20 protein-coding genes and 1 tRNA gene are annotated in these 25,647 nt (G+C 72.1%); 5 read left to right on the top strand and 16 right to left on the bottom strand.

All coding sequences use genetic code 11. The features are described from left to right. Nucleotide 1 precedes the first annotated feature (1 nt). Nucleotides 2-1,369, bottom strand: a complete 1,368-nt coding sequence (locus GPA03_RS08460; protein ID WP_156251559.1) for a C40 family peptidase — start codon at nucleotides 1,367-1,369, stop codon at nucleotides 2-4. 595 nt (nucleotides 1,370-1,964) lie between these two features. Between GPA03_RS08460 and GPA03_RS08455 the strand changes: the two genes are divergently transcribed. Further along, nucleotides 1,965-3,323 carry a bifunctional o-acetylhomoserine/o-acetylserine sulfhydrylase gene (locus GPA03_RS08455; RefSeq protein WP_156251558.1) on the top strand — a complete coding sequence of 453 codons (1,359 nt, stop codon included), beginning with the start codon at nucleotides 1,965-1,967 and terminating at the stop codon, nucleotides 3,321-3,323. A gap of 115 nt (nucleotides 3,324-3,438) precedes the next feature. Continuing rightward, a complete protein-coding gene (gene metX, locus GPA03_RS08450) occupies nucleotides 3,439-4,599 on the top strand; it encodes a homoserine O-acetyltransferase MetX (RefSeq protein WP_156251982.1) in 1,161 nt (386 codons plus the stop codon). 24 nt (nucleotides 4,600-4,623) lie between these two features. Here metX and GPA03_RS08445 read toward each other — a convergent pair whose 3' ends face one another. Beyond that, nucleotides 4,624-5,595: a Gfo/Idh/MocA family protein gene (locus GPA03_RS08445; RefSeq protein WP_156251557.1), complete on the bottom strand. Its 972-nt coding sequence runs from the start codon at nucleotides 5,593-5,595 to the stop codon at nucleotides 4,624-4,626. 42 nt (nucleotides 5,596-5,637) lie between these two features. Between GPA03_RS08445 and GPA03_RS08440 the strand changes: the two genes are divergently transcribed. Next, nucleotides 5,638-6,348, top strand: coding sequence for a maleylpyruvate isomerase N-terminal domain-containing protein (locus GPA03_RS08440; protein WP_156251556.1), 711 nt, complete (start codon nucleotides 5,638-5,640; stop codon nucleotides 6,346-6,348). Then, nucleotides 6,345-7,469 carry an alpha/beta hydrolase gene (locus tag GPA03_RS08435; RefSeq protein ID WP_241681171.1) on the top strand — a complete coding sequence of 375 codons (1,125 nt, stop codon included), beginning with the start codon at nucleotides 6,345-6,347 and terminating at the stop codon, nucleotides 7,467-7,469. The genes GPA03_RS08440 and GPA03_RS08435 overlap by 4 nt, the downstream gene beginning before the upstream one ends. A 6-nt stretch (nucleotides 7,470-7,475) precedes the next feature. On the opposite strand, the gene GPA03_RS08430 is transcribed toward GPA03_RS08435, so the two are convergent. The 8 genes from GPA03_RS08430 to tmk all read right to left on the bottom strand — a co-directional run bounded on the left by GPA03_RS08430 (nucleotide 7,476) and on the right by tmk (nucleotide 16,196). Then, nucleotides 7,476-10,322: an FAD-binding and (Fe-S)-binding domain-containing protein gene (locus GPA03_RS08430; RefSeq protein WP_156251555.1), complete on the bottom strand. Its 2,847-nt coding sequence runs from the start codon at nucleotides 10,320-10,322 to the stop codon at nucleotides 7,476-7,478. Nucleotides 10,323-10,352: 30 nt separating this feature from the next. Beyond that, nucleotides 10,353-11,651 carry a hypothetical protein gene (locus tag GPA03_RS08425; RefSeq protein ID WP_156251554.1) on the bottom strand — a complete coding sequence of 433 codons (1,299 nt, stop codon included), beginning with the start codon at nucleotides 11,649-11,651 and terminating at the stop codon, nucleotides 10,353-10,355. A gap of 82 nt (nucleotides 11,652-11,733) precedes the next feature. After that, nucleotides 11,734-12,252: an RNA polymerase sigma factor gene (locus GPA03_RS08420; protein ID WP_156251553.1), complete on the bottom strand. Its 519-nt coding sequence runs from the start codon at nucleotides 12,250-12,252 to the stop codon at nucleotides 11,734-11,736. Nucleotides 12,253-12,396: 144 nt separating this feature from the next. Next, on the bottom strand, nucleotides 12,397-12,585 hold the full coding sequence (locus tag GPA03_RS08415; protein ID WP_156251552.1) for a hypothetical protein: 189 nt from the start codon (nucleotides 12,583-12,585) through the stop codon (nucleotides 12,397-12,399). Between the two features lie 135 nt (nucleotides 12,586-12,720). Then, a tRNA-Thr gene (locus GPA03_RS08410) sits at nucleotides 12,721-12,793 on the bottom strand. Nucleotides 12,794-12,850: 57 nt separating this feature from the next. Continuing rightward, nucleotides 12,851-14,365: an alpha/beta hydrolase gene (locus GPA03_RS08405; RefSeq protein ID WP_162458306.1), complete on the bottom strand. Its 1,515-nt coding sequence runs from the start codon at nucleotides 14,363-14,365 to the stop codon at nucleotides 12,851-12,853. Between the two features lie 68 nt (nucleotides 14,366-14,433). Further along, entirely contained in the window at nucleotides 14,434-15,576 is a 1,143-nt protein-coding gene (locus GPA03_RS08400) for a DNA polymerase III subunit delta' (protein WP_156251550.1), read from the bottom strand. Then, entirely contained in the window at nucleotides 15,573-16,196 is a 624-nt protein-coding gene (tmk, locus tag GPA03_RS08395; protein WP_421958408.1) for a dTMP kinase, read from the bottom strand. The genes GPA03_RS08400 and tmk overlap by 4 nt, the downstream gene beginning before the upstream one ends. 156 nt (nucleotides 16,197-16,352) lie before the next feature. On the opposite strand from tmk, the gene GPA03_RS08390 reads away from it, so the two are divergent. Next, entirely contained in the window at nucleotides 16,353-17,354 is a 1,002-nt protein-coding gene (locus GPA03_RS08390) for a Gfo/Idh/MocA family protein (RefSeq protein ID WP_156251548.1), read from the top strand. Nucleotides 17,355-17,464: 110 nt separating this feature from the next. Here GPA03_RS08390 and topA read toward each other — a convergent pair whose 3' ends face one another. From topA to GPA03_RS08360, 6 genes are all read right to left on the bottom strand, one after another. Beyond that, on the bottom strand, nucleotides 17,465-20,173 hold the full coding sequence (gene topA / locus GPA03_RS08385; RefSeq protein WP_156251547.1) for a type I DNA topoisomerase: 2,709 nt from the start codon (nucleotides 20,171-20,173) through the stop codon (nucleotides 17,465-17,467). 135 nt (nucleotides 20,174-20,308) lie between these two features. Continuing rightward, a complete protein-coding gene (locus GPA03_RS08380) occupies nucleotides 20,309-21,256 on the bottom strand; it encodes a phosphatase PAP2 family protein (protein WP_162458305.1) in 948 nt (315 codons plus the stop codon). Further along, on the bottom strand, nucleotides 21,253-22,782 hold the full coding sequence (locus tag GPA03_RS08375) for a DUF7059 domain-containing protein (protein WP_241681169.1): 1,530 nt from the start codon (nucleotides 22,780-22,782) through the stop codon (nucleotides 21,253-21,255). Before GPA03_RS08375 ends, GPA03_RS08380 begins: the two co-directional genes overlap by 4 nt. Before the next feature lie 26 nt (nucleotides 22,783-22,808). After that, nucleotides 22,809-23,474 (bottom strand): YdeI/OmpD-associated family protein, encoded by a 666-nt coding sequence (locus tag GPA03_RS08370; protein WP_156251545.1) that lies wholly within the window; start codon nucleotides 23,472-23,474, stop codon nucleotides 22,809-22,811. Between the two features lie 10 nt (nucleotides 23,475-23,484). Continuing rightward, nucleotides 23,485-25,140, bottom strand: a complete 1,656-nt coding sequence (locus GPA03_RS08365) for a SulP family inorganic anion transporter (protein ID WP_156251544.1) — start codon at nucleotides 25,138-25,140, stop codon at nucleotides 23,485-23,487. After that, entirely contained in the window at nucleotides 25,137-25,502 is a 366-nt protein-coding gene (locus GPA03_RS08360; RefSeq protein WP_156251543.1) for an ArsR/SmtB family transcription factor, read from the bottom strand. Before GPA03_RS08360 ends, GPA03_RS08365 begins: the two co-directional genes overlap by 4 nt. Nucleotides 25,503-25,647 lie beyond the last annotated feature (145 nt).

Below are 25,647 nucleotides of genomic sequence, written 5' to 3'. Positions count from 1 at the left end.
GTCACGGGCGAGCGGCGTAAGGCAGCACGTTGCTCCACCACATCGGCACGAGCTCGACGTTCTTGCCTTCCGACGGCGCGTGCAGCCGCATGCCGTTGCCGGCGTAGATCGCCACGTGGTAGATCCCGCTGGGGCTGCCGTTGTCCGAGTAGAAGATCAGGTCGCCCGGCTTCATCTGGCCGACCGGGACCAGGTCACCTGCGTAGTACTGCGCCCCGCTGGTGCGCGGGATCGAGATTCCGGCGTTCGCGTACGCCATCATCGTCAGCCCGGAGCAGTCGTAGCCGCTGGGGCCTGCGGCGCCCCAGATGTACGGCTTGCCGAGCTGCGTCCTCGCCCAGGCGAGCGCTGCGGCGTTCGCGCTGGTCGACGGCGGGGCGGGCGGCGGCGTGGTCACCGGCGGCTTGGTGGTGGTCGGCGGCGGGGTGGTCGGGGCCGGCGGTGCCGGAGCCTGGGTGGGGGCCGTCGTCGGGGCCGTCGTGGTCGGCGCCTGGGTCGGTGCCTGCGTGGTCGGCGCCTGGGTGGGCGCGGGGGTGGCCGGGGCCTCGGTGGCCTCCGGCGCCGCCGGGGTGTCAGCCGGCGCCTCGACGCCGAGCGCGGCCGCTGCGGCCTCGTTCTCGGCCTGGATCCGCGCGGCCTCGGCGGCCTCCTGGCGCTGCTGCTCCATCTCGACGCTGGTCTGCCGGAGGGCGGCCAGCTCGGCGATCAGGGCTCCTTGCCGGGCCTCGTTGGAACCGAGGATCGCGGCGGCATCGGCGGCGGCCTGGTCGGCGGCTGCGGAGGCCTCCTCGAGCCGGCCGGCGGCTTCCGCGCGTTCGGTCACGGCCTCGGCTGCGCGGTCGTTGGCCACGTCGGAGGCGACGACGGCGTCGGCGTACCGCTGCTCGGCCGCCGCGGTGCTGGTGCCGAGCACCTGGTAGGTGGTCGCCTCGGCGAGCGCGTCCTCGAGGCCGTCGGCCGACAGCAGCGAGCCGAGCTGCGCCAGGTCGCCTCCGGAGCGGTAGCTGGCCATCGCGAGCTCGGCCATCGCGGCGCTGGCGGCGTCGAGCTCGGTCTCGGCTGCGGCAACCTCGGCAGCGGCGTCGGTCTGCTCCCGCTCGGCGTCCTCGAGCGCCACGAGGGCCGCGTTGTAGCTCTCGGCCGCGATCTGCGCCTCGATCGTGGCGGCGTCGTAGGCCGCCCGGTTGGTGGCGAGCTCGGCCTCGAGCGCGGCGATCTGGGAAGCGGCGTCATCGGCAGCAGCATCGACGGCGGCGATGTCGTCGTCGGTAGGAACGGTCGGAGCTGCGAGCGCGCCGGAGGCGAAGAGGCTGAAACCCGCGGTGAGGGCCGCGGCCACACCGAGGGGGCCGAGAAGTCTGCGCCGCACGTCTTCCACCTCACACACATCGATCACGTCTGCACCGGCGTGTCGAGTTGACGCCGTGCATGCGGTCCACACCGTAATGCACAAATCACCCTCGCGACACACCGGTCACAAGATTCACATTCGTCCCACGACGTGCTAGTCGGAATGACACCGATGTCATTCAGCTCCCCACCAATTCCCCCCGAATTCGTGGCTGAGCGGCGAGTTCGGCGGGTATTCCCAGCGAACTCGGCGATCAGGGACGAACTCGGCACGGCGTGGCAGCCGGCTCGGATACGCACCTGAGCCCTGCGGCATCGGTGCGGCCGTCGGGGCGGGTCCCGCCGGCAGTGCCCAGGCGCTCCGTCGTCAGGTCTGCGGAGTCTCACCATGCAAGACATTCCGGTCCACGGGTGGTGAGCACCGCCGTCGAGCCATAACGTCAGCGACATGTTCCTCCGCCGAATGTGCCGCTGACGCGCACGTTCGGCATGCCCTGACGTTCTTCTCCGCGGTCGCGGGGACGTCGCAGCGCACGTGCGCACCGCCCATCAACCGGGTCGGCCAGTCAGCGCTACGTCTGCACTGCCGTCCACCAACCTGCAGGAGACAGACCATGAGCACTCCCTGGAACTTCGAGACCCGCCAGGTCCACGCCGGCCAGGCCCCCGACGCCGAGACCGGCGCGCGCGCCGTGCCGATCTACCAGACCACCTCGTTCGTGTTCAAGAACACCGACGAGGCGGCCGCCCGGTTCGCTCTCGCCGAGCTCGGCCCCATCTACACCCGCATCACCAACCCGACCCAGGCGGTCGTCGAGGACCGCATCGCCTCCCTCGAGGGCGGCGTCGGCGCGCTGCTGGTGTCCTCCGGCCAAGCGGCTGAGACGCTTGCGATCCTCAACATCGCCGAGGCAGGCGACCACGTGGTCGCCTCCCCCTCGCTGTACGGGGGCACCTACAACCTGCTGCACCACACGCTGCCGAAGCTCGGCATCACGACGACGTTCGTCGAGGACCCGAGCGACCCGGAGTCCTGGCGTGCGGCCGTGCAGCCGAACACGAAGCTCTTCTTCGGCGAGGTCATCCCCAACCCCAAGGGCGACATCCTCGACATCGAGGCCGTCGCGGCCGTGGCGCACGACGTCGGCGTGCCGCTGCTCGTCGACAACACGGTCGGCACGCCCTACCTGGTCCGCCCGCTCGAGTGGGGTGCCGACATCGTCATCCACTCCGCGACCAAGTACCTCGGCGGCCACGGCACCTCGATCGCCGGTGTGATCGTCGACGGCGGTTCCTTCGACTTCGCCGCCCACCCGGAGCGCTTCCCGAACTACAACACCCCAGACCCGAGCTACAACGGCCTGGTCTACGCCCGCGACCTCGGCGAGGGTGGCCTGTTCGGCGTCAACCTCTCCTTCATCCTCAAGGCGCGTGTGCAGCTGCTGCGCGACCTGGGCACCGCCGTCGCGCCGTTCAACGCGTTCCTCATCACGCAGGGTCTCGAGACGCTGTCGCTGCGCGTGGAGCGCCACGTAGAGAACGCCAAGAAGGTGGCCGAGTACCTCGAGAACCACCCGCAGGTGACTTCCGTCAACTACGCGAGCCTGCCCTCGAGCCCGTACTACGAGCTCGCGCAGAAGTACACGCCGAAAGGCTCGGGCGCGGTGCTCGCGTTCGAGATCGACGGCGGTCTGAGCGCCGGCAAGGCGTTCGTCGACGGCCTCGAGCTCCACTCGCTGGTGGCCAACATCGGTGACGTCCGCTCGCTCGTGATCCACCCCGCCTCGACCACGCACAGCCAGCTCACCCCGCAGCAGCAGGCCGCCAGCTCGGTGACCCCTGGTCTCGTGCGGCTCTCGGTGGGCATCGAGCACATCGACGACATCATCGCCGACCTCGACAAGGGCTTCGCGGCAGCGACCGCTGCCCTGGCCACGGCGGACTCCTCGACGACGGCAGTCGAGACGGCGTGACATCGTGCGGCCCGAGGTGACTACCGTGAGCTCTGTGAACCCGTCCTGGGACCGGACCCGTACCCCGCGCGCCGTCGTGCGGCCCGTGCGGCTCCCCGCCCGCCCGCGTCAGCCGATGGGGCCGATCCCGGCCTCCGGCGCCTGGCGCGAGGGTGACGAGCCGGGTCGGCGGATGTTCACTCACCTCGGGCCGCTGCATCTCGAGGCGGGCGGTCGGCTGCCGTCGGTCACGATGGCCTACCAGACCTGGGGCCAGCTCAACGCGGCCGGCGACAACGCGGTGCTGGTGCTGCACGCCCTCACCGGCGACAGCCACGTGACCGGCGACGCCGAGCCCGGGCACCCCACGGCCGGCTGGTGGAGCGACCTGGTGGGCCCGGGCCGCCCGATCGACACCCACCGGTACTTCGTGGTCGCTCCCAACGTGCTGGGCGGCTGTCAGGGCACCACCGGCCCCTCCTCGGCCGCCCCCGACGGGTCGCCGTGGGGCTCGCGCTTCCCCTACGTGACCGTGCGTGACCAGGTCGCGGCCGAGGCCGAGCTCGCCGACCGGCTCGGGATCGGCTCGTGGTCGCTCGTGATCGGCGCCTCGATGGGCGGGCACCGCGCGCTCGAGTGGGCCGCCGCGCACCCCTCCCGGGTCCGCAGGCTCGCGGCGATCGCGACGACGGCGCAGACCTCGGGCGACCAGATCGCCTGGGCGCACAGCCAGCTCGGCGCGATCCGCGCCGACGCCCGCTACCGCGGCGGCGACTACTACGGCGCCGCCGACGACGACGGGCCGCACCTCGGTCTCGGCATCGCCCGCCAGATCGCGCACACGACCTACCGCAGCGCCTCCGAGCTCGACGAGCGCTTCGGGCGACTGCCCCAGGGCGGTGAGGAGCCGCTGGGCGGCGGCGGCCGTTTCGCCGTGCAGTCCTACCTCGACCACCACGCCGGCAAGCTGTCGCGCCGCTTCGATGCCAACAGCTACGTGGTGCTCACCGAGTCGATGCTCACCCACGACCTCGGCCGCGATCGCGGCGGCGTCGCCTCCGCGCTCGCCGGCATCACGGCGAAGACCCTCGCTGTCGCCGTCGACAGCGACCGCCTGTTCCTGCCGGAGCAGTCCGAGCGGATCGCCGACGGCGTCCCTGACGGCCGGCTGCACGTGATCCGTTCGGCGTACGGCCACGACGGCTTCCTGATCGAGTTCGACCAGCTCGGTCCGCTCGTCACGGACTTCCTGGCTGAGGACCCGGAGACGGACCTCGATCCGGAGTACGTCATCTGACCGTGCTCGGACCCACCGCCACGATCAGTGGTCGACGAGCGCAACCCCGAGGGTGTCAGCGGCGTGCTGGAGGATCGCCTGCACGGCGAGGGTGTCGTCGAGCGGCATGATCTCCGACTCGGTGAGACCGGCGGCGAGGCAGCGGTTCACCTCGTCGACCTCGAGCGAGTACCCGGCCGAGGCCGGCGGGGCGAGGATCTCCTCCGGCTCCTGCCCGGGGCGGTGGAGCACGATGCGGTCGGGGTGGTGGAACCGCGGCGGGATGTCGATCCAGCCCTCGGTGCCGAGCACGCGAGCCGCGCCCGGGCTCTGGTAGAACGCAGCCCGCAACGTCGCGGAGCGACCGTCGCCGTACGAGAGCAGGTACGAGGACTCGCCATCGACGCCGGTCGAGATCAGCGAGCCGGTCACGAACACCTGGGTGGGGTTGCCGAGCACCATCTGGGCGAGGCTGACCACGTAGACGCCCAGGTCGAGGATCGTGCCGCCACCGAGGTCGAGCGAGAACAGCCGGTCCTCGGGGTCGAAGGGGCGGCCCGCGCCCAGATCTGCCTGCACACCGCGCACCTCCCCGATCGCGCCGTCGGCGATCAGCTCGCGCATCCGCACGATGGCCGGCTGGAAGCGGGTCCACATCGCCTCCATCGCGAACACCCCGCGCTCGCGCGCCAGCGACACGAGCCGCTCCGCGCCGGGCAGGGTCGCGGTGAACGCCTTCTCCATCAGCAGCGCCTTGCCGGCCTCGATCACCGCGGTGCCGTGCGCGAAGTGCCAGGTGTGCGGGGTGGCCACGTAGACGGCGTCCACCTCGTCGTCGGCCAGCAGCTCGGCGTAGGAGCCGTACACCCGCCCGATGCCGTACCGATCGGCGAACTCGCTCGCCCGCGTCAGCGAGCGCGATCCCACGGCGACGAGCTCGCCGTCGACCACGTGCGGGAAGTCCCGCGCCACGCTCTCGGCGATCCGACCAGGTCCCAGCACTGCCCAACGCACCATGATGCGAACCTATCGTTCAGGCGCGTGCGTCATCATGGGCACATGCCGACCCTGGACGCCGTGGTCAACGATCTGCGCGAGCAGTGGGACCTGCTGCGCGCCTGGCTCGAGGAGCTGCCCGATCCGAGGTCGGCCGAGCCCTCGACGTTGCCTCGCTGGAGCATCGCCGATCTGGTCGCGCACCTCGGCCGGGTGATGGACTCGATCAGTGCCCTGCAGCCGCTGCCCCCGGGCGACCACGACCCGCTGAGCCTCTCGGAGTACCTCGCCACCTACGCCGCCGCGGACCCCGGGTACTTCGACCAGATCACGCACGATCTCGCGGCCTCGATCGCCGACGATCCGCTCGAGCACCTCGACCGGATGGCCGAGGCGGCGTTCGCGCACATCGACGAGCTGCGCGAGGGAGCGCCCGACGACGCCCCGGTGCTCGCGCGGCGCGGCGCGATCGAGCTGCCCGACTTCCTCATGAGCCGCCTGATCGAGCTCGTGGTCCACGGCTACGACCTGGCCCCTGCACTGCCGCTTCCCACGCCGGTGGATCCCACCGCTCGCACCCTCGTGGCGGAAGCCCTCATCGAGGTCGCCCGGGAGCGCACCGGGTACGCGATCGAGGTCAACGACCCCACCGCGTGGATCGCGACCGCGACAGGCAGGCTCACCTGGGCGGCCGCCGTCGCCAAGGCAGCGGTGCAGCCGAGCGCGCTCTCCGACGGAACACCCGATCTGGGCCCGTCGTTGCCACTGCTGTGACCGACGACCTGCCACCGCTGCGGCTCCCCCGGGTCAAGAAGCCGAAGCGGCGAGCTCCCGAGAAGCCACTGCCCGAGCCCGAGCCCGAACCCACGCCCGAGCCCGACCTCGAGCAGCCCGAGTCCTCCCCGCCACCGCCCCCACCCGTGGGCCGGTGGGGGCGCGACATCCTCGGCGAGGACTTCCAGGCCCGGACCTTCCCGCAGCCCGACGACGACGAGGGCCCCGTCGTCACGACCCTGATCCGGCACCGCCCGGGAGGCGCCGCGCTGCCCCGCCGGCCCCGCTTCGCGGTGCTGTACGTGCACGGGTGGTCCGACTACTTCATCCAGACCGAGCTCGCCGAGTTCTGGACCGAGCGCGGGGCGGTGTTCTACGCGGTCGACCTGCGCAAGTCCGGCCGCTCGATCCGAGCCCACCAGACCCCCTGCTTCGTCGAGTCCCTCGGGGAGTACGACGGCGATCTCGACCTGGCCACGGACGTGATCCGTCACATCCACGGTGCCTCGGTGCCGATCGTGCTGGTCACGCACTCGCAGGGCGGGCTCACCACCGCGTTGTGGGCGAAGCGGCGGCCGGGCGCGGTCCGCGGGATCGTGATGAACTCGCCGTTCCTGGAGATGCACGGGTCGAGCCTGGCGAGGGCGATCAGCCACCCGGTGGTCACGCAGGTGGCGCGCCGACAGTCGCGGTGGCCGGTCCCGATCGCCGCGCCGGCGTTCTACGACCGCACGGTCAATGAGCACGAGGACGGCGAGTGGTACATCGAGCCCAGCTGGCGGCCGGTGCCCACGCACCCGATCCGCCCTGGCTGGGTCAACGCCGTCATGTCCGGCCACAAGGAGCTGCGGGCGGGGCTCGATCTCGACATCCCGATCCTCGTGCTGACCTCGCACCGCACCGTGATCGGTCCGAAGTGGCGTGAGGAGATGCGCACCGCGGACGTGGTCATCGACGTCAAGCAGGTCCGGCGCCGTGCGCCCGCCCTCAGCAGCACCGTGACGCTGGCGAAGATCCAGGACGCGATCCACGACGTGCTGCTCTCACCCCGCCCGGTGCGCGACCGGGCGTACGACCAGATCGACCACTGGTTCCGCGGCTACATCGAGCCAGATCTCTGAGCGTGGCTACGTGGCTGCGCGCGCCGGGAGGTCGGTGGCCATGAGCAGCTCGGCGAGCGTCACGCCGCTGGTGCCGGCGAGCTGCTCGGCCTGAGTGCGGCAGGAGAAGCCGTCGGCGAGCAGCACGGCGCCCTCGGGCGCCTCCCGCAGCGCGGTCAGCAAGCCGTTCTCGGCCACCGCGACACTGACGTCGTAGTGGCCCTTCTCCATGCCGAAGTTGCCCGCGAGCCCGCAGCAGCCAGAGATCGTGGTCACCGAGGCACCGGTGCGCTCGAGCAGCGCGAGATCGGGGCCGTAGCCCATCACCGCGTGCTGGTGGCAGTGCGGCTGCGCCACGACCGCGACACCCGTGAGGTCCGCCGTCGGGGTCCAGTCCGGCCCCGGTCCCAGCGGCGCCGGTGCGGTCAGCAGCTCGGCGAGCGTGTGCACGTTGCCGGCGAGTGCCCGGGCGCGCGGGTCGTCGCCGAGCAGCTCGACCAGGTCGCCGCGCAGCACCGCCGTGCAGCTCGGCTCGACCCCGACGATCGGGATCCCCCGCTCGACCCACGGCGTGAGGACGTCGAGCGTCTGCCGCAGCTTGGTGCGGGCGCCGTCGAGCTGGCCGGTCGAGATCCAGGTGAGACCGCAGCAGGCCTCCTGATCGGGCACCCGCACCGTGTACCCGGCGTCCTGCAGCAGCCGCACGGTGGCCTCGGCCCCCGCCGGCGACATCGTCTCGCTGAACGAGTCGACCCACAGCATCACCTCGCGCTGCTGCGGCGCGCTCGGCTGCGCGGGCTGGCCGCGGAACCAGCGGGAGAACCGCCGGGTCGCGAACCGCGGCACGCCGCGCCGCGTGTCCATGCCGCCGCCCGCGAGCACCAGCGTGCGCAGCGGCCCGACCGTGAGCAACGCGTTCGCGATCGCGGCAAGCCCGGGCACCGCAGTGACCAGCCTCGACCAGCGGGGCAGCCAGCCGAGCGCGTAGTGCGTGATCGGGCGCACCTTGCCGCTGTAGCGCTGGTGCAGCACCTCGGCCTTGTAGGTGGCCATGTCGACGCCGGCCGGGCAGTCGGCGCTGCACGCCTTGCAGGACAGGCACAGGTCCAACGACTCCTCGACCTCGGCCGAGTCCCAGCCGCTCACGAGCGAGCCGTTCGCGAGCTCCTGCAGCACCCTGGCGCGGCCGCGCGTGGAGTCCTTCTCGTCCTTGGTCGCCTGGAACGAGGGGCACATGAAGGAGCCCGCAGCCGCGCTCACGCGGCACTTGCCCACCCCGACGCACCGGTGCACGGCGGTGGTGAGGTCACCGCCGTCGTGCTCGTAGGCGAACCCGGTGCGGGTGAGCGGCAGCGGCGTGGCGTGCGGGCGGCGCAGGTTGGCCGCGACGCCGGAGGGCCGGACCACGACCTCGGGGTTGAGCGTGTCCGCGGGGTCGAACAGGCCCTTGACCTGCTCGAACAACGCGATCGAGGTGGCCGAGTACATGTACGGCAGCAGCTCGCTGCGCGCACGGCCGTCGCCGTGCTCCCCCGACAGCGAGCCGCCGTGGCTCGCGACCAGTCGAGCGGCGTCGTGCATGAAGTCGCGCAGGATCGTGGTGCCGCCGGGCCGGTGCAGCGGCAGGTCGATGCGCACGTGGATGCAGCCGTCGCCGAAGTGGCCGTACGGCAGCCCGTCGAGCTCGTACCGGTCCAGCAACGCGTTGAAGTCCCGCAGGTAGGCGCCGAGCCGTTCCGGCGGAACGGCAGCGTCCTCCCAGCCCGGCCATGCCTGGGCGCCCGAGGGCGTGCGCCCGGCCAGGCCTGCGCCGTCGGCACGGATCTGCCAGATCCTGGCCGCCTCGGGGCCTGCGGGGATGACCCTGACGGCGGTGGTGCCGGCATCCCTGACCAGCGCCTGAGCGTTGGCGTAGGCCTCCTCCTGGTCGGCACCGCCGACCTCGACCAGCAGCCAGCCGGCGCCCTCGGGCAGGTCCGGGATCGGCGTGGTCGCGTGCTGCCGCACCACGTCGAGGAGCCGGTCGTCCATGCCCTCGATCGCCAGCGGCTTGTGGGCCAGCATGGCGGGCACCGCATCCGCGGCGGATGGCATGTCGGGGTAGCCGAGCGCCACGATCGTGGGCGACCCGGGGATCGGCACGAGGTCGACCGTCGCCTCCAGCACCGTGACCAGGCTGCCCTCGGTGCCGACGAGGAACTTCGCGAGGTCGCGCCCGTTCTCGGGCAGCAGGTGCTCCATCGAGTATCCAGAGACCTGGCGGCCGAACCGGCCGAACTCGGTGCGGATCCCGGCGAGGTTCGCGGTCACGAGCTCGGCGAGGCCGGGGACCGCGGAGAGGTCGCCGCGGCCGGCGGTGAAGCGGCGGCCGGTGCCGTCGACCACCTCGAGGATGCGCGTGTTGTCGGCTGTGCGGCCGTAGGCCACCGCGTGCGGTCCGCACGCGTTGTTGCCGATCATGCCGCCGATCGTGCACCGGTTCTGCGTGGAGGGGTCGGGCCCGAATCGCAGCCCGTACGGCTTGGCCGCGGCCTGCAGCGTGCTCATCACCGTGCCGGGCTGCACGCGCGCCGTCCTGGCCTCGGGGTCGATCTCGAGCACCTTGTTCATGTGCCTCGAGAAGTCGATGACCACGCCCGGCCCGACGGCGTTGCCCGCCACCGAGGTTCCCCCGCCTCGCGAGGTCACCGGGCTCTGGTGGGACCGCGCCACCTCGAGCGCGGCCAGCACATCCTCGGCTGTGCGAGGGAACACGACCACCTCGGGCACCACGCGATAGTTGGAGGCGTCGGTGCTGTACTCGGCCCGCCGTCGGCTCGAGGCGTCGACCTCACCGCGGACGGCGGCCCTCAGATCGGTGAGCAGATCGGGCACGGACCCAACCTACCGAGGTCGGGAGTGCGCTCAGTCCCCCGAGGCCCCGAAGTCCAGGAACTCGTCGGTGACGGCGATGACCGACCAGGTCCCGCCGTCCTCGGAGGTCAGGCGCCAGGTGGGCAGCACGCCCACGGCACCACCGCCCAACGGGTACCCGGCGAGCACGAGGTCTGCGCCGGTGATCGTGTGCGTGGTGACCGCCCACGGCAGGGTGCCGCCCTCGGAGGGGGTCCACGTCCCGTGGTCCTGGCTCACGATCTGGGTGACCTGGCTGGTCACGAACGCACCGAAGCGTGAGTCGCCGAGCCGTGCCACCGCCTCGACCGGCGAGATCACCTCGTAGCTGCCGATCGAGGTCAGCGGCGCGAGCGGACCGGTGGCGGTGCTGACGCCGCCGGCCGTGACGACGACCGACCAGAGGTGCTGGCCCGCGGCGTCGCTGCCTGCCGGGTAGCCGTCGACGACGACCTCCCCGAGCGACGATGCGCCGATCACGAGCTCGAGCGTCTCGCTGTCCACCCCCACACTGGTGAGGAAGTCCCGCGCCGTGGCGATCGGGTCGTCCACGGCCTCGCAGGTGCCGAGGTCGTCGGGGTCCGAGACATCACCGCGGACATCGGCGCACGCGCCGGCGGTAACGGTGGGGTCGCTGTAGCCGAACGTCGCAGCGCCGTCGCCCTCGATCGCGACGCGACGGCCCTCACCATCGGCCACGACCCAGGCCGTGCCCTCCTGCACGGCGGTGCCGACGACGCCGAGGGCGTCGGCGAGCTGCTGCGCCTGCTCGGCCGTTGCCACGCCGGTCGCGTCGTAGGCGAACGCCTCCGCGGCGGTGCGCTCGTCCGTGAGCCCGGACGCCTCGAACGCGACCCTGCCCTCGGGCGCCCCGGCGGGGCCGCTCGAGCCGTCGCTGCCACCCATGACGCCCAGCTCGTCGGTCTGCTCGGTGGCCTCGCCCGCACCGCCGTCGTCGGCGATCCCTGTGTCGGCCTCGTCCCCCTCGGAGGCCACGAACGTGTCGACGTCCTCCGCCGCGCCGCCGGCGCTGTCGCCGCCGCCACCTCCCGCGCCGCCGGCACCGACCAGGTACCCGCTGACGCCCACGATCACCGACGCTGCCGCGCCGGCCACCCAGGACATCCGCCGCGACCGCCGAGCCCTCCGCTCGGCCAGCTCGTCGCGAGGTGCCGGGGTGGCCGGCGCAGAGCGCTCGGGATCCGCCTCCAGGCGGGTGTCGACGGCGCGGCGCAGCGCAGCGAGGTCGGTGGCATGCCCCTGTGCGGGGTCGGCAGCCAGCAACCTGCTGATGCTCTCGTCGTCACTCATCGTCATGTCCCTCCGGGAGCACCGCGGTGCCCGTTCCTTCGGTCATGTGTGGCGCGGCGAACCGTTGTTGCAGTGACATGCGCTACGCCTCCACCCTGTCGTCCCAGCCCTCGCGCAGCCGCGCGCGGGCCCGCGACAGCGCCGCCGCCGCCCCACCCCGACTGATCCCGAGCGCCTGGCCCAGCGCCTCGCCGTCGAGCCCCTCCCAGACGTGCAGGAGCAGCACGTGCCGGTCGCGGGGGCTCAGCTCGGCGAGCACGCGGCGGACAGCCTCGTCCTCGACGACGATGTCGGCCGGGTCGGAGGCGTACTCGCCGTCGGCGTCGTCGGGGAGCTCCTCGACCGGGATCGCGCGGCCCTTGCGGCGATAGTTGGCGAGCACGAAGCCCGCCGTGCGGTACAGCCAGGCGAGCTCGTGACCCTCGGGGAGGTCGTCGCGGCGCCGCCAGGCCGTGGCGAGCACGTCAGCAGCCAGGTCCTCGGCGTCGTCGTGCGGTGCGCGGCGCAGGAAGTAGCGGTGCACGGCCCGGGCGTGCTCGGCGAACAGCGCATCGAACCAGGCCTGGTCGCGGGGACCGGCCGGCACTGCGTCGTCGGCCATCGGCGCTCCGTTCCCAGGGTCCATCGATCTGAGGGCATGACGACGGCGCCCTACTCTGCTCTGTCGTCGCGGCCCCGATCGTTGCACGGGTTCGCCGTGATCCGTGGCTCCCTGAGCGGTTCGGCCAGTCCCCCGCAGAAGCGGTCAGTCCTTCTTGGCGATGTCCCAGTCGTTCTTGGCGTTCTTGGCAGCCGCGCTCGGGCCGCCCCGGTCCTCCGCCTGGTCGGCCTGACCGCGGTCCGCAGAATCGTCGTCGGACAGCTTGTCGACGGCGTCCTCGGCCTTGTCCCGCACCTCGTCGGCCTTGTCCTTGAACTGCTCACCCAGTCCCATCGGTGCCTCCTCGGATCGGTGCACGCGTCACTCGCGTGCGACCTCTCCGACCCTAACCCCGCGCCGTCGACAACGACGGGAAACCGGGGGGAACGACGACGGCCCGGTCCCGCGAAGGGGACCGGGCCGTGATCGAGCCGCCTCGGGGAATCGAACCCCGGACCTATTCATTACGAGTGAATCGCTCTGCCGACTGAGCTAAGGCGGCGCTGCCGGAGGGACCCGGCGACCGCCTACTGTACCCGGGCGGAGCGGGGTGGTCGAATCAGCAGCTCAACCCGTCATCGGGGACCGTTCCCTCCAGGAGGAAGGCGTCCACCGCCTCGTCGATGCAGGAGCCGTAGCCGTAGGCGGTGTGACCGTCGCCGTCGTAGCTGAGGAACACCCCGCTCTCCAGCTGATCGGCCATCGACACGGCCCATTCGTGCGGCGTGGCCGGGTCGCGGGTGGTGCCGATCACGAGGATCGGCGGGGTGCCGGGGGCCGTGATCGGGTCCCGGACGGCGCTGGACTGGAACGGCAGCGTGGCGCAGCCCACCTCGCCGTACCCCATGTAGGGGCCGAACAGGTCGTTGGCTGCCACGAGCGCGTCGGCGTTCGCGGTGATCTCGTCGCGGTCGAGCTCGACCGGGTAGTCGAGGCAGTCGATCAGGCGGAAGGCGCCCTCGTCCTCGGGGTAGTTCCCGTCGTCGTCGAGGTCGGCCGCGATGTCGGCCATCAGCAGCACCTGGCTGCCGTCGCCCTCGAGCGCCAGCCCGATCGCCTCGGTCAGGGTGGACCACCAGCCCGGGCTGTACATCGACGTGATGATCGCGCTCACCAGCTCGCTGTCGCTGACGGGCCGCTCGGCGTCGCCGCTGTCGATCGGGTTGGCGGCGAGCTCGTCCAGCAGCTCCACGGTGCGGTCCCACGCCTCGTCGACCGTGCCGGTGAACGGGCAGCTCGCACCCGCGAGGCAGTCCTCGAGGTAGGAGCGGTACGCGACCTCGAAGCCCTCGTTCTGACCGGCGGTGAGCTCGGCGAAGCTGAGAGCGGGGTCGACCGCGCCGTCGAGCACGAGCCGCCCCACGCGGGTGGGGAAGAGCTCGGCGTAGTGGGCACCCAGGAACGTGCCGTACGAGAAGCCGAAGTAGGTGAGCGTCTCCTGGCCGAGCGCGCCGCGCAGGATGTCGAGGTCCTTCGCCGCGCTCACGGTGTCGAGGAACTCCATCACCGGGCCGGTGTTCTCCAGGCACGCCTCGCCGTAGGCGGTCGCATCCGCGACGTACGCCTCCCAGCCCGCATCCGTGGTGAGGTCGTAGGAGGTCTCGTAGTACTCGTTGAGCTGCTCGGTGGTGTAGCAGCGCACGCCGTGGGACTCGCCTACGCCGCGCGGGTCGAAGCCGACGATGTCGTAGCCGTCGCGCAGCGTCCTGGAGAAGTAGGAGGTGGTGGACGTGACCATCTCGATGCCGGAGCCGCCCGGACCGCCCGGGTTGATGAACATCGTGCCGACGGCCTCGCCGTCGCCGGTGTGGTTGAAGCGCTTGACGGCGATCTCGATGGTCTCGCCGGTCGGGTCCTCGTAGTTCATCGGGACCTCGACCGTGGCGCAGTCGAAGCCGCTGCCGCACTCGGCCCACTCGACCTCTTGGGCGTAGAACTCCTCCAGCCCGGCAGGCGTGCTGCCGTCGAGGCTGACGCTGCCCGGCTGGATCATCGGCGCCGGCGCCGCGCAGCCGGCGATCAACGCCGCCGCGGCCACGAGCACAGCGGCGCCGGCCCCTCTCCTTGATCGCACTCGGCCAGTGTAGGGAGATGCGGGGCCGTTGGCCGACGGCGCAACGAGGGCAGGTCCGTCCGCGTGCCTCATCCTTGGGGCCGGAGGGCGATGAAGAGCGACTCGATCGCGAGCAGCGGTGCGATGGTGCCGAACTCGTCGAAGCGAGCGCGGGTGCGACCGATCGCCTGCATGCGGCGCAGCGACTGCTCGGGCGTGGACTCCGCCGCCAGCTCTCGGATCCGGGGCTCGGCGGCCATGTTGATGAGGTCGACGTCGCTGCCGAGCTGCGTCACGAGCACGTCCCGATAGAAGGACAGCAGGTCCACGAGGGCGCGATCGATCGTGTCGAGGAGCGAGCGGCGCGCCCGGCGCTTCTGGTCCTCCTCGAGCTGACGCACCTGCGAGCGCAGCGAGGGCGGCAGCCTGTCTCCCTCGGTGACGCCCAGGTTGCGCATCAGCTCGACGCGCTCCTCGGCGTCCCGCTCGGCGGTGGCGAGCTTGCTCTGCTCGGTGGCGGCCTCGACCAGCTCGCCCGCCGCGAGCACGGCATCTCCGACGCCGCGGATCCGCGTGGGGATCCCAAGCACCCGGTCGCGGTAGGCGCGGGCCTCGGGGCTGCGGGCCAGCCTGCTGGCGACACCGATGTGGCTCTGAGCGGCGTGCGCGCACTCGAGCGCGAGCCGGGGCTCGACGCCGTCGCGCTGGACCAGCAGGTCGGCGACGGCCTGCGGCTCCGGCACCCGGAGGTTGATCTGCCGGCAGCGGGAGCGGATCGTCGGGAGCATGTCCATCGGGCTCGGCGCGCACAGGAGCCAGACCGTGCGCGGCGGTGGTTCCTCGATCGCCTTGAGCAGCACGTTGGAGGTGCGCTCGGCGATGCGGTCGGCATCCTCGATGATGATGACGCGCCAGCGGCCGCGGGCCGGCGTGCGGTAGGCGGTCTCGACGAGGCTGCGTGCCTCGTCGATCGTGATGATCAGTCGCTCGGTCACGTGCACGGTGACGTCGGCGTGGGTGCCCGTGAACGCGGTACGTGCCTCGTGCGAGGTTCCCTCGGGATCATCTGGTGCCTGCAGCGCGGCCGCGAACGCGCGGGCCGCGACCGAGCGACCGGAGCCGGGCGGCCCGGTGATCAGCCAGGCGTGCGTCATCGTCTCCGGGCGGGCCGCCGCCGAGGTCAGCGTCGCCACCACGTCCTGCTGCCCGACGACGGCGTCCCACAGGCTCATGCGGTGCCTCGCCTTGCGAGGGCGGCGTCGACGTGGGTGCGGATCTCGGCGGCGATCTCCTCCACCGGCGCAGCGGCGTCGATGACCACGAAGCGGTCGGGATGCGCGGCGGCACGCTCGAGGAACGCCGCCCGGGTGCGGGCGTGGAACTCCGCGCCGGCGCGCTCCAGCCGGTCCGGTGCGCCCGTGAGGCGGGCGGGCAGATGAGCGGGATCGAGGTCGAGCAGCACCGTGATCTCCGGGAGGAGACCATCGACAGCCCAGAGGTTGAGCTCCTCGACGCGCTCCGCCGTCAGGCCTCTGCCGCCGCCCTGGTAGGCGACCGAGGAGTCGAGATAGCGATCCGTGAGCACGACGGCGTCACGCGCCAGCGCGGGCCGGATCACCTCGGCCACGTGGTGGGCCCGGTCGGTGGCGTAGAGCAGCGCCTCGGTGCGCTCGTCGACGTCCTCGCCGTGCAGCACGAGGTCGCGAAGCTGGTTCCCGAGCGCGGTGCCGCCGGGCTCCCGGGTGGTGACCACCTCGCGGCCCTGCTCGCGGAACCACTGGGCGAGGCGGGCGAGCTGGGTGGACTTGCCGGCGCCGTCGCCACCTTCGAAGGAGATGAAGAGCCCGGCCACCCGCCACACAGTAGCCGCAGCCGGGGACACCGCCACGGCCAGCCGGAGCGAGTGGGACGAACTCCACGCTCGACGCCGCTCCGACGGCTTCGCAAACGCTTGCGGCTCCATCGAGCGTGGAGTTCGTGCCAGGAGGTGGCCGTTAGGGTCTCGATCATGACGCCTGACCTCGGACCTGACCCCGCTGACGCACCGCCGCTGCGATGGGGCATCCTCGCCGCGGGCGGGATCGCGCGGAAGTTCGCCGCGGACGTGCCGGCGCACACGGCCTCGACCGTGGTGGCGGTCGGGTCGCGCGCGCTCGACCGCGCGGAGGCCTTCGCTGCCGCGAACGCTGTGGGACGCGCGCACGGCAGCTACGAGGAGCTGGTCGCCGACCCCGAGGTCGAGGCGGTCTACGTGGCCTCACCGCACTCCGAGCACCGCGACCACGCGCTGCTCGCGATCGAGGCGGGCAAGCATGTGCTGGTCGAGAAGTCGTTCACGCGCAACGCTGCGGAGGCACGCGAGGTGCTCGATGCCGCCCGCGAGCGCGGCGTGTTCGCGATGGAGGCGATGTGGAGCCGGTTCCTGCCGCACATGGTCGCGTTGCGCGACGTGATCGGCTCGGGCGCGATCGGTGAGCTGGTCGCGATGTACGCGAGCCACAGCCAGGCGATCTCGCACGTGCCGCGGATGGCGCGGCCCGAGCTCGCGGGCGGTGCGCTGCTCGATCTCGGGATCTACCCGGTGGCCTTCGCCTTCGACATCCTCGGCGAGCCGACCTCGGTGCACGCGACCGGCCAGCTGACCGAGGCCGGTGTCGATGCGACGCTCGCGATCACGTTCGGCTACGAGCGCGCTGTCGCGCAGCTGTCCTCGACCATGCTCGCCCGCGGGCACAACATCGCCGAGATCGCTGGCACCGCGGGCCGGATCACGGTCGACGCGACGTTCTTCGCGCCCGGCTCCTTCACGGTGCACCCGCACGAGGGCGAGCCGTGGCGCGTGGCGCCGGAGGTCGCCGGCGGGTTCCAGTACCAGGCCGCCGAGGTCGCGCGGCGGGTGCGCGCCGGCGAGCACGAGTCACCGCTGCGTCCGTGGGCGGAGATCATCGGCACCCAGACGGCGATGGATGAGATCCGCCGTCAGGTCGGGATGGTCCTACCCGGCGAGTGACCCAAAGTCGTGGCCAGATGCGCCGTTCCGGCCGCTGAGTTGCTCCCAGCGCGATCTGGCCACGAGTTTGTGTCAGGTGCGGTACCGCGCGCCCCTCGTGCGCACGCCGGTCAGCTCTTCTTCGTGGTCTTCTTCGCGGTGGTCCGCTTCGCTCCGCGAGCCGGACGCTTCGCCGGCCCCGCGGCGCGCTTCTCCGCGAGGAGCTCGTAGGCGCGCTCCTTGGTGAGGGTCTCCAGCGGGTCGGCCTTGCGGAGCGTGGCGTTGGTGGCGCCGTCGGTCACATAGGGGCCGAAGCGGCCGTCCTTGACGACCACGGGCTTGCCCGAGACCGGGTCCTCGCCGAACTCGGCCAGCGGCGGCCTCGCGGTGCCGGCGCCGCGCCCGCGCTTGGGCTGGGCGTAGATCTCCAGCGCCTGCTCGAGCGTGATGTCGAACAGCTGCTGCTCGGTCTCCAGGCTCCGGGAGTCGGTGCCCTTCTTGAGGTAGGGCCCGTACCGCCCGTTCTGCGCGGTGATCTCGACCTCCTTGGCCTCCTCACCCTCGCCCTCGGTGACGGTCCCGACGACGCGCGGCAGCGACAGCAGCTTCAGCGCGGTCTCGAGCTCGACCGTCTCGACCGACATGTCCTTGAACAACGACGCCGTGCGCGGCTTGGCCTTGGCAGCCTTGCCCTTGCCCTTCTTGGGCTTCTCGTCCTCGGCAGGCTCGGGCAGCACCTCGGTCACGTACGGGCCGAAGCGGCCGTTCTTGACGACGATCTCGTGCCCGGTGGCCGGGTCGGTGCCCAGCTGGCGGCCGTCGTCGCCGGTGGTGGCGGCCTCGGCCATGAGCTCACGTGCACGCTCAGGGGTCAGCTCGTCCGGCGCCAGGTCCTCGGGCACGCTCGCGCGCGCCGGGGTCCCCCCCTCGGCGGCTCCCTCGGGGAGCGGTACCTCCAGGTACGGCCCGTAGCGGCCCACCCGCAGCACGATGCCATCGCCCAGCGGGATCGAGTTGACCTCGCGGGCGTCGATGTCGCCGGCATCAGCGACCATGTCCTTCAGGCCTTCATCACCCTCGCGGCCGAAGTAGAACCCGGTCAGCCACTCGACCCGGTCGCGCTCGCCGTGGGCGATCGAGTCGAGATCGGCCTCCATGCCCGCGGTGAAGTCGTAGTCGACCAACCGGCCGTAGTTCTCCTCGAGCAGCCGGATCACGGCGAACGCCAGCCATGTCGGCACCAGGGCCTGACCGCGCCGGTCCACGTAACCGCGGTCGGTGATGGTCGAGATCGTGGAGGCGTACGTGCTCGGTCGCCCGATCCCCCGCTCCTCGAGAGCCTTCACCAGGCTCGCCTCGGTGTACCGGGGCGGCGGCGAGGTCTCGTGTCCCTCGGCGCTCAGCTCCTCGGCCGTCAGCGGTGCGCCCTCGGCGACATCCGGCAGCCGGGTCTCGGCCTCGGAGGCCTCGCCGTAACGCTCGACGTCGCGGCCCTCCTCGTACGCGGCCAGGAAGCCGCGGAAGGTAATCACGGTGCCCGAGGCGCCGAACTCGGCGTCGCGCCCGTCCGAGGCCGTCGCACCCAGCCGGATCGTCGCCGTCGAGCCCTTGGCATCAGCCATCTGCGAGGCGACGGTGCGCTTCCAGATCAGCTCGTAGAGCCTGAACTGGTCACCGGAGAGCTCGCCCGAGACCTGGCCGGGGGTGCGGAACGAGTCACCCGCGGGGCGGATCGCCTCGTGCGCCTCCTGCGCGCCCTTGGCCGCCTTGCCGTAGACACGCGCCTTCTCCGGGATGAAGTCAGCGCCGTACAGCTCGGTCGCCTGCCGGCGCGCGGCGGCGATCGCCTGGCTCGACAGCGCCGAGGAGTCGGTCCGCATGTACGTGATGTAGCCGTTCTCGTACAGCCCCTGCGCGGTGCGCATCGTCTGGTTCGAGCTCCAGCGCAGCTTGCGGGAGGCCTCCTGCTGCAGCGTGGAGGTGGTGAACGGCGCCGCCGGACGGCGGGTGTAGGGCTTCGTCTCGACCGACCGCACCGCGAACGGCGCGTTCTCCAGCGCAGCCACCAGCGCGGTCGCGGCGGGCTCGTCGAGTGCGACAGCGCCCTTCGCCTTGAGCGTGCCGTCGTCGGCGAAGTCCCGGCCCTGGGCGACCTTGACGCCGTCGAGGGTCATCAGGCGGGCGGGGAACGCAGGCGAGCCCTCGTGGCTGAACTGGCCGCGCAGGTCCCAGTAGGACGCCTTGCGGAACGCCATCCGCTCCCGCTCGCGATCCACGACCAGGCGCGTCGCGACCGACTGCACCCGCCCCGCGGAGAGGCCCTGCCGGACCTTGCGCCAGAGCACCGGGGAGATCTCGTAGCCGTAGAGGCGGTCGAGGATGCGGCGCGTCTCCTGCGCGTCGACGAGCCGGTCGTCGAGCTCGCGGGTGCTCTCCAGCGCCCGCTGGATCGCCTCCCTCGTGATCTCGTGGAACACCATCCGCTTGACCGGCACCTTGGGCTTGAGCGTCTCCAGCAGATGCCAGGCGATCGCCTCGCCCTCGCGGTCCTCATCCGTGGCGAGGTAGAGCTCGTCGGCGTCCTTGAGGAGCTTCTTGAGCTCGGCGACCTTCTTCTTCTTGTCCGGGTAGACGACGTAGTAGGGGTCGAAACCGCTGTCGACATCGACGGCGAACTTCTTGTACGGCCCCTTCTTCATCTCCGCGGGCAGCTCCGAGGGCTGCGGAAGGTCGCGGATGTGGCCGACGCTCGCCTCGACGTCGAAGTCCGACCCCAGGTAGCCGGCGATCGTGCGGGCCTTCGCTGGTGACTCGACGATGACGAGCTTGCGTCCTGCCACGCCCGACCTCCTTCCCGGTGCGCTGTGCGACCGGTGTGGTTGATTCCCGACGGCGGCGCTCCCCTACCGGATGTCGGTTCCGGTGCGCTCTCGGTGCCGGACTGTACCCGAGCCGCAGGGAGTTACCGACTTCCCTCAGAGCGGATCGGCCAGTGGGGGCTGGTGATGGGGGCGCAGCCGCAGCATCAACGCCGAGGTGAAGAAGGCGACCGCGGCGACCCCGAGGATCGACCCGAGGAACGCCACCTGGAAGCCCAGATCGGTGCTGATCGGTGCCCTGACGGCGGTCGCCGCCAGGGCGCCAACCCCCAGCCCCACGCTCAGCCAGCCGAGCGTGCTGAGGATCCGCAGCGGGACCTTCATCAGGGCGCGGGGCGGGTTCCCGGCGGCGGCGATCTCGCCGCTCGCGTGCGCGAGGCCGGCGAGCACGGCCTCGACGAGGAAGTACCAGAGCGTGGCGATCAGCATCGCGGCGACCACGTCGGAGCCGCGGTGCCAGGCGGTGGCCTCGGTCCCGATCATCGTGGAGATGCCGATCGCCGCAGCGAGCAGCGACCCGAGCACCGCGACCGGCGGACGCCACCGGACCGGCAGCACCAGCAGCGCGGTCGCGGCGACGGAGGCCGCCACGGTCGCGTGCCCGGAGGGGAAGGAGTTGAGCGCGACCTCCGAGACGTCGTCGAGCGGCCGGTTCAGCAGCTCCTTGAGCACCTGCGTGGTGAGGTTCGAGCCCACCAGCACCACGATGGCGGCGATCGCGATCGACCACCGCTTCTGGGCGAGCGCGATCAGCACGGCCACGATCACGACGATCACGAGCGCGGGCACCGTGACCACGCTGAGCAGGGTCCCGGTGATCCCCGAGAACGACTCGCGCGCATCCCTGGACCCGATCCGGGCCGCTTCCTCGACCAGCTGGCCGCGCGTGGTGTTGACGAACACCCGCCAGTCGATGACCACGAGGATCAGGCACACGATCGCCGCGAGAGCCGGGGCCAGCACGTGCGGCGGCACCAGGTGCTGCGTCCCGGGCCTGCTCGCCTCGCCACCCGCTCGCTCGACAGCCACGTCGCCCTCGTTCACGCCGACACCGTAACCGGTCCGGGCAGGGTCAGCTGACCGTCGACCAGCAGGTCGCGCACCGCAGGCAGCACGGATGCCCGGACGTCGCCGACAGGGGCGTCGAGCAGCACCGCGACACCGCCGGTGATCTGCCCGAGCGTGAGGTCGCCGTCGCAGGCGCCCACGACCGCGGCCAGCAGCGTGTCGGCCCGGACCACGCGCCCCAAGCCGCCGCCCTGGCGCAGCAGGATCACGCTGGGATCGGGCTCGCCCGGCAGGTGGTGGCGCTCCTCGGTGACATCCGCCGCGACCACCGGCGCCAGGTCGAGAACCGCGTCGTCGTCGAGCCCCGCGAGCAGGTCCATCACCCGCAGCGACTCGGCCACCCGCTCCCCGAGCGCCGGCCCGACCGGGCCGTCGAGCTCCTCGAGCCGGTGGGTACGGGTGCCGCCCGCGGCCCACGGCTTCCTCAGCACCACGTAGCCGAACCCGATGCCCGCGACCCGGCGGTCCTCGAAGTCCGCGAGCCACGCCTCGGCGGCCGCCTCCCACTCGGGCCGGTCGCGGTCGACCGAGATGCCCCCGTCGCGCAGCCAGGTCTCGGCGTAGTGCGCGGGGTCGAGGACCTCGCGCTGGATCACCCAGCCGTCGAGCCCGCTGGCGTCGAGCCAGGCCCGGACCCGTTCGGTCCACTTCTGCCCGCGCCTGATCTCCCAGTTCCCGAGCAGCTGCACCAGCCCGCCCGGGGCGAGCACCGAGGAGACCGAGGTGATGAGATCGCGCACGAGGTCGTCGCCGGAGCGGCCGCCGTCGCGATAGGTGTAGGTCTCCAGCTCGCCCGAGCGCGGCGTGATCACGAACGGCGGGTTCGAGACCACGAGATCGAACTGCTCCCCCGCGACAGGCTCGAGCATCGAGCCCTCGCGCCAGTCGATCTCGGTGCCGTTGAGGGCAGCGTTGAAGCGTGCGTAGGCGAGCGCGCGTGCGGAGATGTCGGTCGCCGTGACGGACCCCGTGTGCGAGGCGAGCGCGAGCGCCTGCACCCCGCAACCGGTACCGAGATCGAGCGCGCGGGAGACCGGTCCGCGGACCGTCAGCTCCGCCAGCGTGCGAGAGGCACCACCGAGCCCGAGGACATGGTCCGGCTCCACCGGCCTGGACGTCGTCGTGGAGTCCTGGTCGGAGGTCAGCCACCACGCTCGGCCACCGATGTCGATCGGGCGCAGGTCGACGGCGGCCCGCACCCGCTCGCCGTCGCTCACCACGAGCCCGAGGCGGGTGGCGCCCGCGACGCGCAGGCTCGGCAGAGCGGCCTCCGCCAGCGCGTGCGGGACCTCGTCGCCGAGCGTGAGCAGCCGCGCGAGGGTCGCCGCGGGATCCTCGCTGCGGCGTGCGGCGAGCAGCGCGGGCAGCCGGTTCTCCCGCTCCAGCGCAGCGACAGCCATCGGGCCGAAGGCCTCGGCGAGATGCTCGACGTCGTAGCGTGCGCTCTCGAGATCGGCTCGCAGCCGCTCGATCAGCGCGGGGTCGGTTCTCGGCGGCTCCACGGGGTCAGCCTAGGAGGCGCGATGTCTCACCGCGTCGCCGCACGGGCGGCCGCGGCGGCTCGCTCGACCCATCTCGGCTCGTCTCCGTAGCGCTGCGGGGGGATCAGGCGACCCGCGGCGGAGTCGGCGATGAACGTGGCGAGGCGATCCGCACGGGTCTGCTCCCGCTTGGCACTGGTGAGCCAGCCGACCACGAGCTTGCGGTACGACGGCGTGGCCTCCTGCCAGAACGCGCTCGCCGCGGGATCGGCCGCGAGCGCGGCCGCCTGCTCGGGCGTGAGCTCGGCAGGGGCGTTCTCGTAGGAGTAGATGCCGGACCGGGCGGCCGATCGCCGCTCGTAGGCCGCGATCCCCGCCGGCCGCATCTTGCCCTCGGCCTGCAGCCGCTCGACGTGAGCGATGTTGATCTTGCTCCAGCTGGAGGTCGGTTTGCGCGGTGTCCAGCGCTGCCGGCGGGAGTTCTCGTCGATGCGCTGGCTGACCGAGTCGATCCAGCCGAAGCACAGCGCCTCCGGCACGGCTTCCTCCCAGGTCAGCCCACGGTCCGGCACGTGCCTGCCGCGCAGACCCATCCAGAGCTCGCTCTCGGTCTCGTGGTTGGCCTCGAGCCACGCGCGGAACTCCTCGGGCCCGCTGAAGAACGTGGCCGGCCGCTCCTGGCTGCCACCGGGCTGCCCGATCGTCGCGCTCATGCGCACGAGGCTACGTGGAGCGTGCGACAGCGGATCGGACCACGTGGCTTCGGGCGTGCTCGACGGCGTCGGGCAGCTCCTCGACGAGGTGCCGGGGGTGTCGCAGCGCCGCGATCATGCCGGCGCGCACCGCGACAGGGAGGTGCCGCGCCTGCACGCCCTTGACCAGGACGGTCACGCCGCGGCGATCGAGGCCCGTGATCATCTCGCCGAGGATCTGCGCGGCAGTGGCGTCGAGCATCTGCAGCTGCGACATCCGCAGGATCACCACCTCGACACCCTCGATCGCCGAGACCCGCTCCAGCAACCGCTCGGCGGTGCCGAAGAACAGCACGCCCTCGATCCGGTACAGGGCGATCCGGTCGTCGCCGTCGACCACGGGGCCTGGCAGCTCCTCGCGGTGGATCCCGCTGGCGCGGCTGAGGTTGCGCAGCGCGAGCACGGCGGCCGCGGCGATCCCGATGACGACGGCGTAGATCAGGTCGACGCTGATGGTCACCACAGCGGTCAGCACGAACACCAGCGCGTCGGAGCGCGAGGTCTTCACGACCTGCCGCACGGTGCGCCAGGCGACCATCCGGGTGGCCGTCACCACCAGCACGCCGGCGAGCGCCGCCAGCGGGATCTGCTCGACGACGCTCGCGCCGACCAGGACGACCAGGAGCAGCAGCACCGCGTGGGTGATGGCGGCGAGCCGGCTGCGTGCACCGGAGCGCACGTTCACGGCGGTGCGCGCGATCGCTCCCGTCGCAGGCATCCCCCCGAACATGCCGGCGGCGATCGAGGCGAGCCCCTGCCCGACCAGCTCGCGGTCGGCGTCGTAAGGGCCCACGTCGGACATCGAGGAGGCCACCCGCGCCGAGAGCAGCGACTCGATCGCGGCCAGCGCGGCGACCGCCACGATCGGACCGGCGATCTCGCGCAGCAGCCCGAGCTCGATCACCGGCAGCACCGGGCTGGGCAGCCCGGCAGGCAGCTCACCGATCCGCGCGAGCGGCACGTCGGTCAGCACCGCCACGACCGTGGCGATGACGATCCCCACGATCGAGGCGGGGAACCTCGGCGCCACCTTGGGCGCCAGCACCATCACGACGGCGACGATCGCCACCATCAGCAGCGCAGCCGCCGTCTCGGGCCAGCCGATCCGTGGCAGGGCGAGCACCGCCGCCGCCACGGCGTTGGTGGACCCGGCGGCCTCCGTGCCGAGCGCGGCGGGAATCTGCTGGCTGAAGATGATCACCGCGATCCCGAGCGTGAAGCCCTCGATCACCGGCCACGGGATCAGCCCCACGGTGCGGCCGAGGCGCAGCACACCGGCGATCGCCACGAGCACGCCGGCCGCCAGGCACACGAGGGGCAGCACGCCCACGCCGTGGGTGGCGAGCAGCGGCGCGAGCACCACGACCATCGCGCCGGTCGGGCCCGAGACCTGCACGTGCGAGCCGCCGAAGATCGCGGCCACGACACCGGCGATGATCGCCGTCACGATCCCGCTCTCGGCACCGGCGCCGGCGCTGATGCCGAACGCGAGCGCGAGCGGGAGCGCCACGATGCCGACCGTCACACCCGCGAGCAGGTCGACGCCCCACGTGGTGCGGATCCCGCGGTAGTCGTCGCGGCCGGGCAGCAGGCTCCTGAGGTGCCCCGCCGCACCCGTGACGCTCATCGGGGCAGCTCGGTCAGGGCCGGGAGCGAGTCGGCCACCTCGAGCCGGTCCCGGTTGTCCTGCAGCACCGCCGCCAGCAACGAGCGAGCCACCCGCAACAGCTCGGCCACCTCGGGGTGGGCGAGGCGGTAGTACACGAGCGAGCCGCGCCGCTCGGCGGTGACCAGCAGGAACCGCCGCAGCACCCCGAGGTGCTGGGACAGGTTGGACGCCTCGAGGCCGGTCTCGGTGAGCAGGCCGGCGACCGAGACCTCCTCCGCGCCGCTCAGTATCTCCAGCACCCGGATGCGAGCCGGGTGCGCGAGGCCCTTGAAGAGGTTGGCCTTGACCTCGTACAGCGGTTTCGACGCGTCGGTGAGCACGCCACCCTTTCCGGACGGTGCTCGACGACAGGCGAGCGGTCTGCTGGTTTGACGGATCCATCATATCGCCAAGCCGCGGCGGTTCGATCCCCGGGCTGGCTTCGCAGCGGTTCTGCTTGGCCGCCGCCGCGGCGCCCCCTACGTT

This window comes from Pseudactinotalea terrae (assembly GCF_009733845.1).
Taxonomy (GTDB): domain Bacteria; phylum Actinomycetota; class Actinomycetes; order Actinomycetales; family Beutenbergiaceae; genus Pseudactinotalea; species Pseudactinotalea terrae.
Note: the sequence above shows the minus strand (reverse complement) of the source record. Positions and strands in the feature narration are given on the sequence as shown.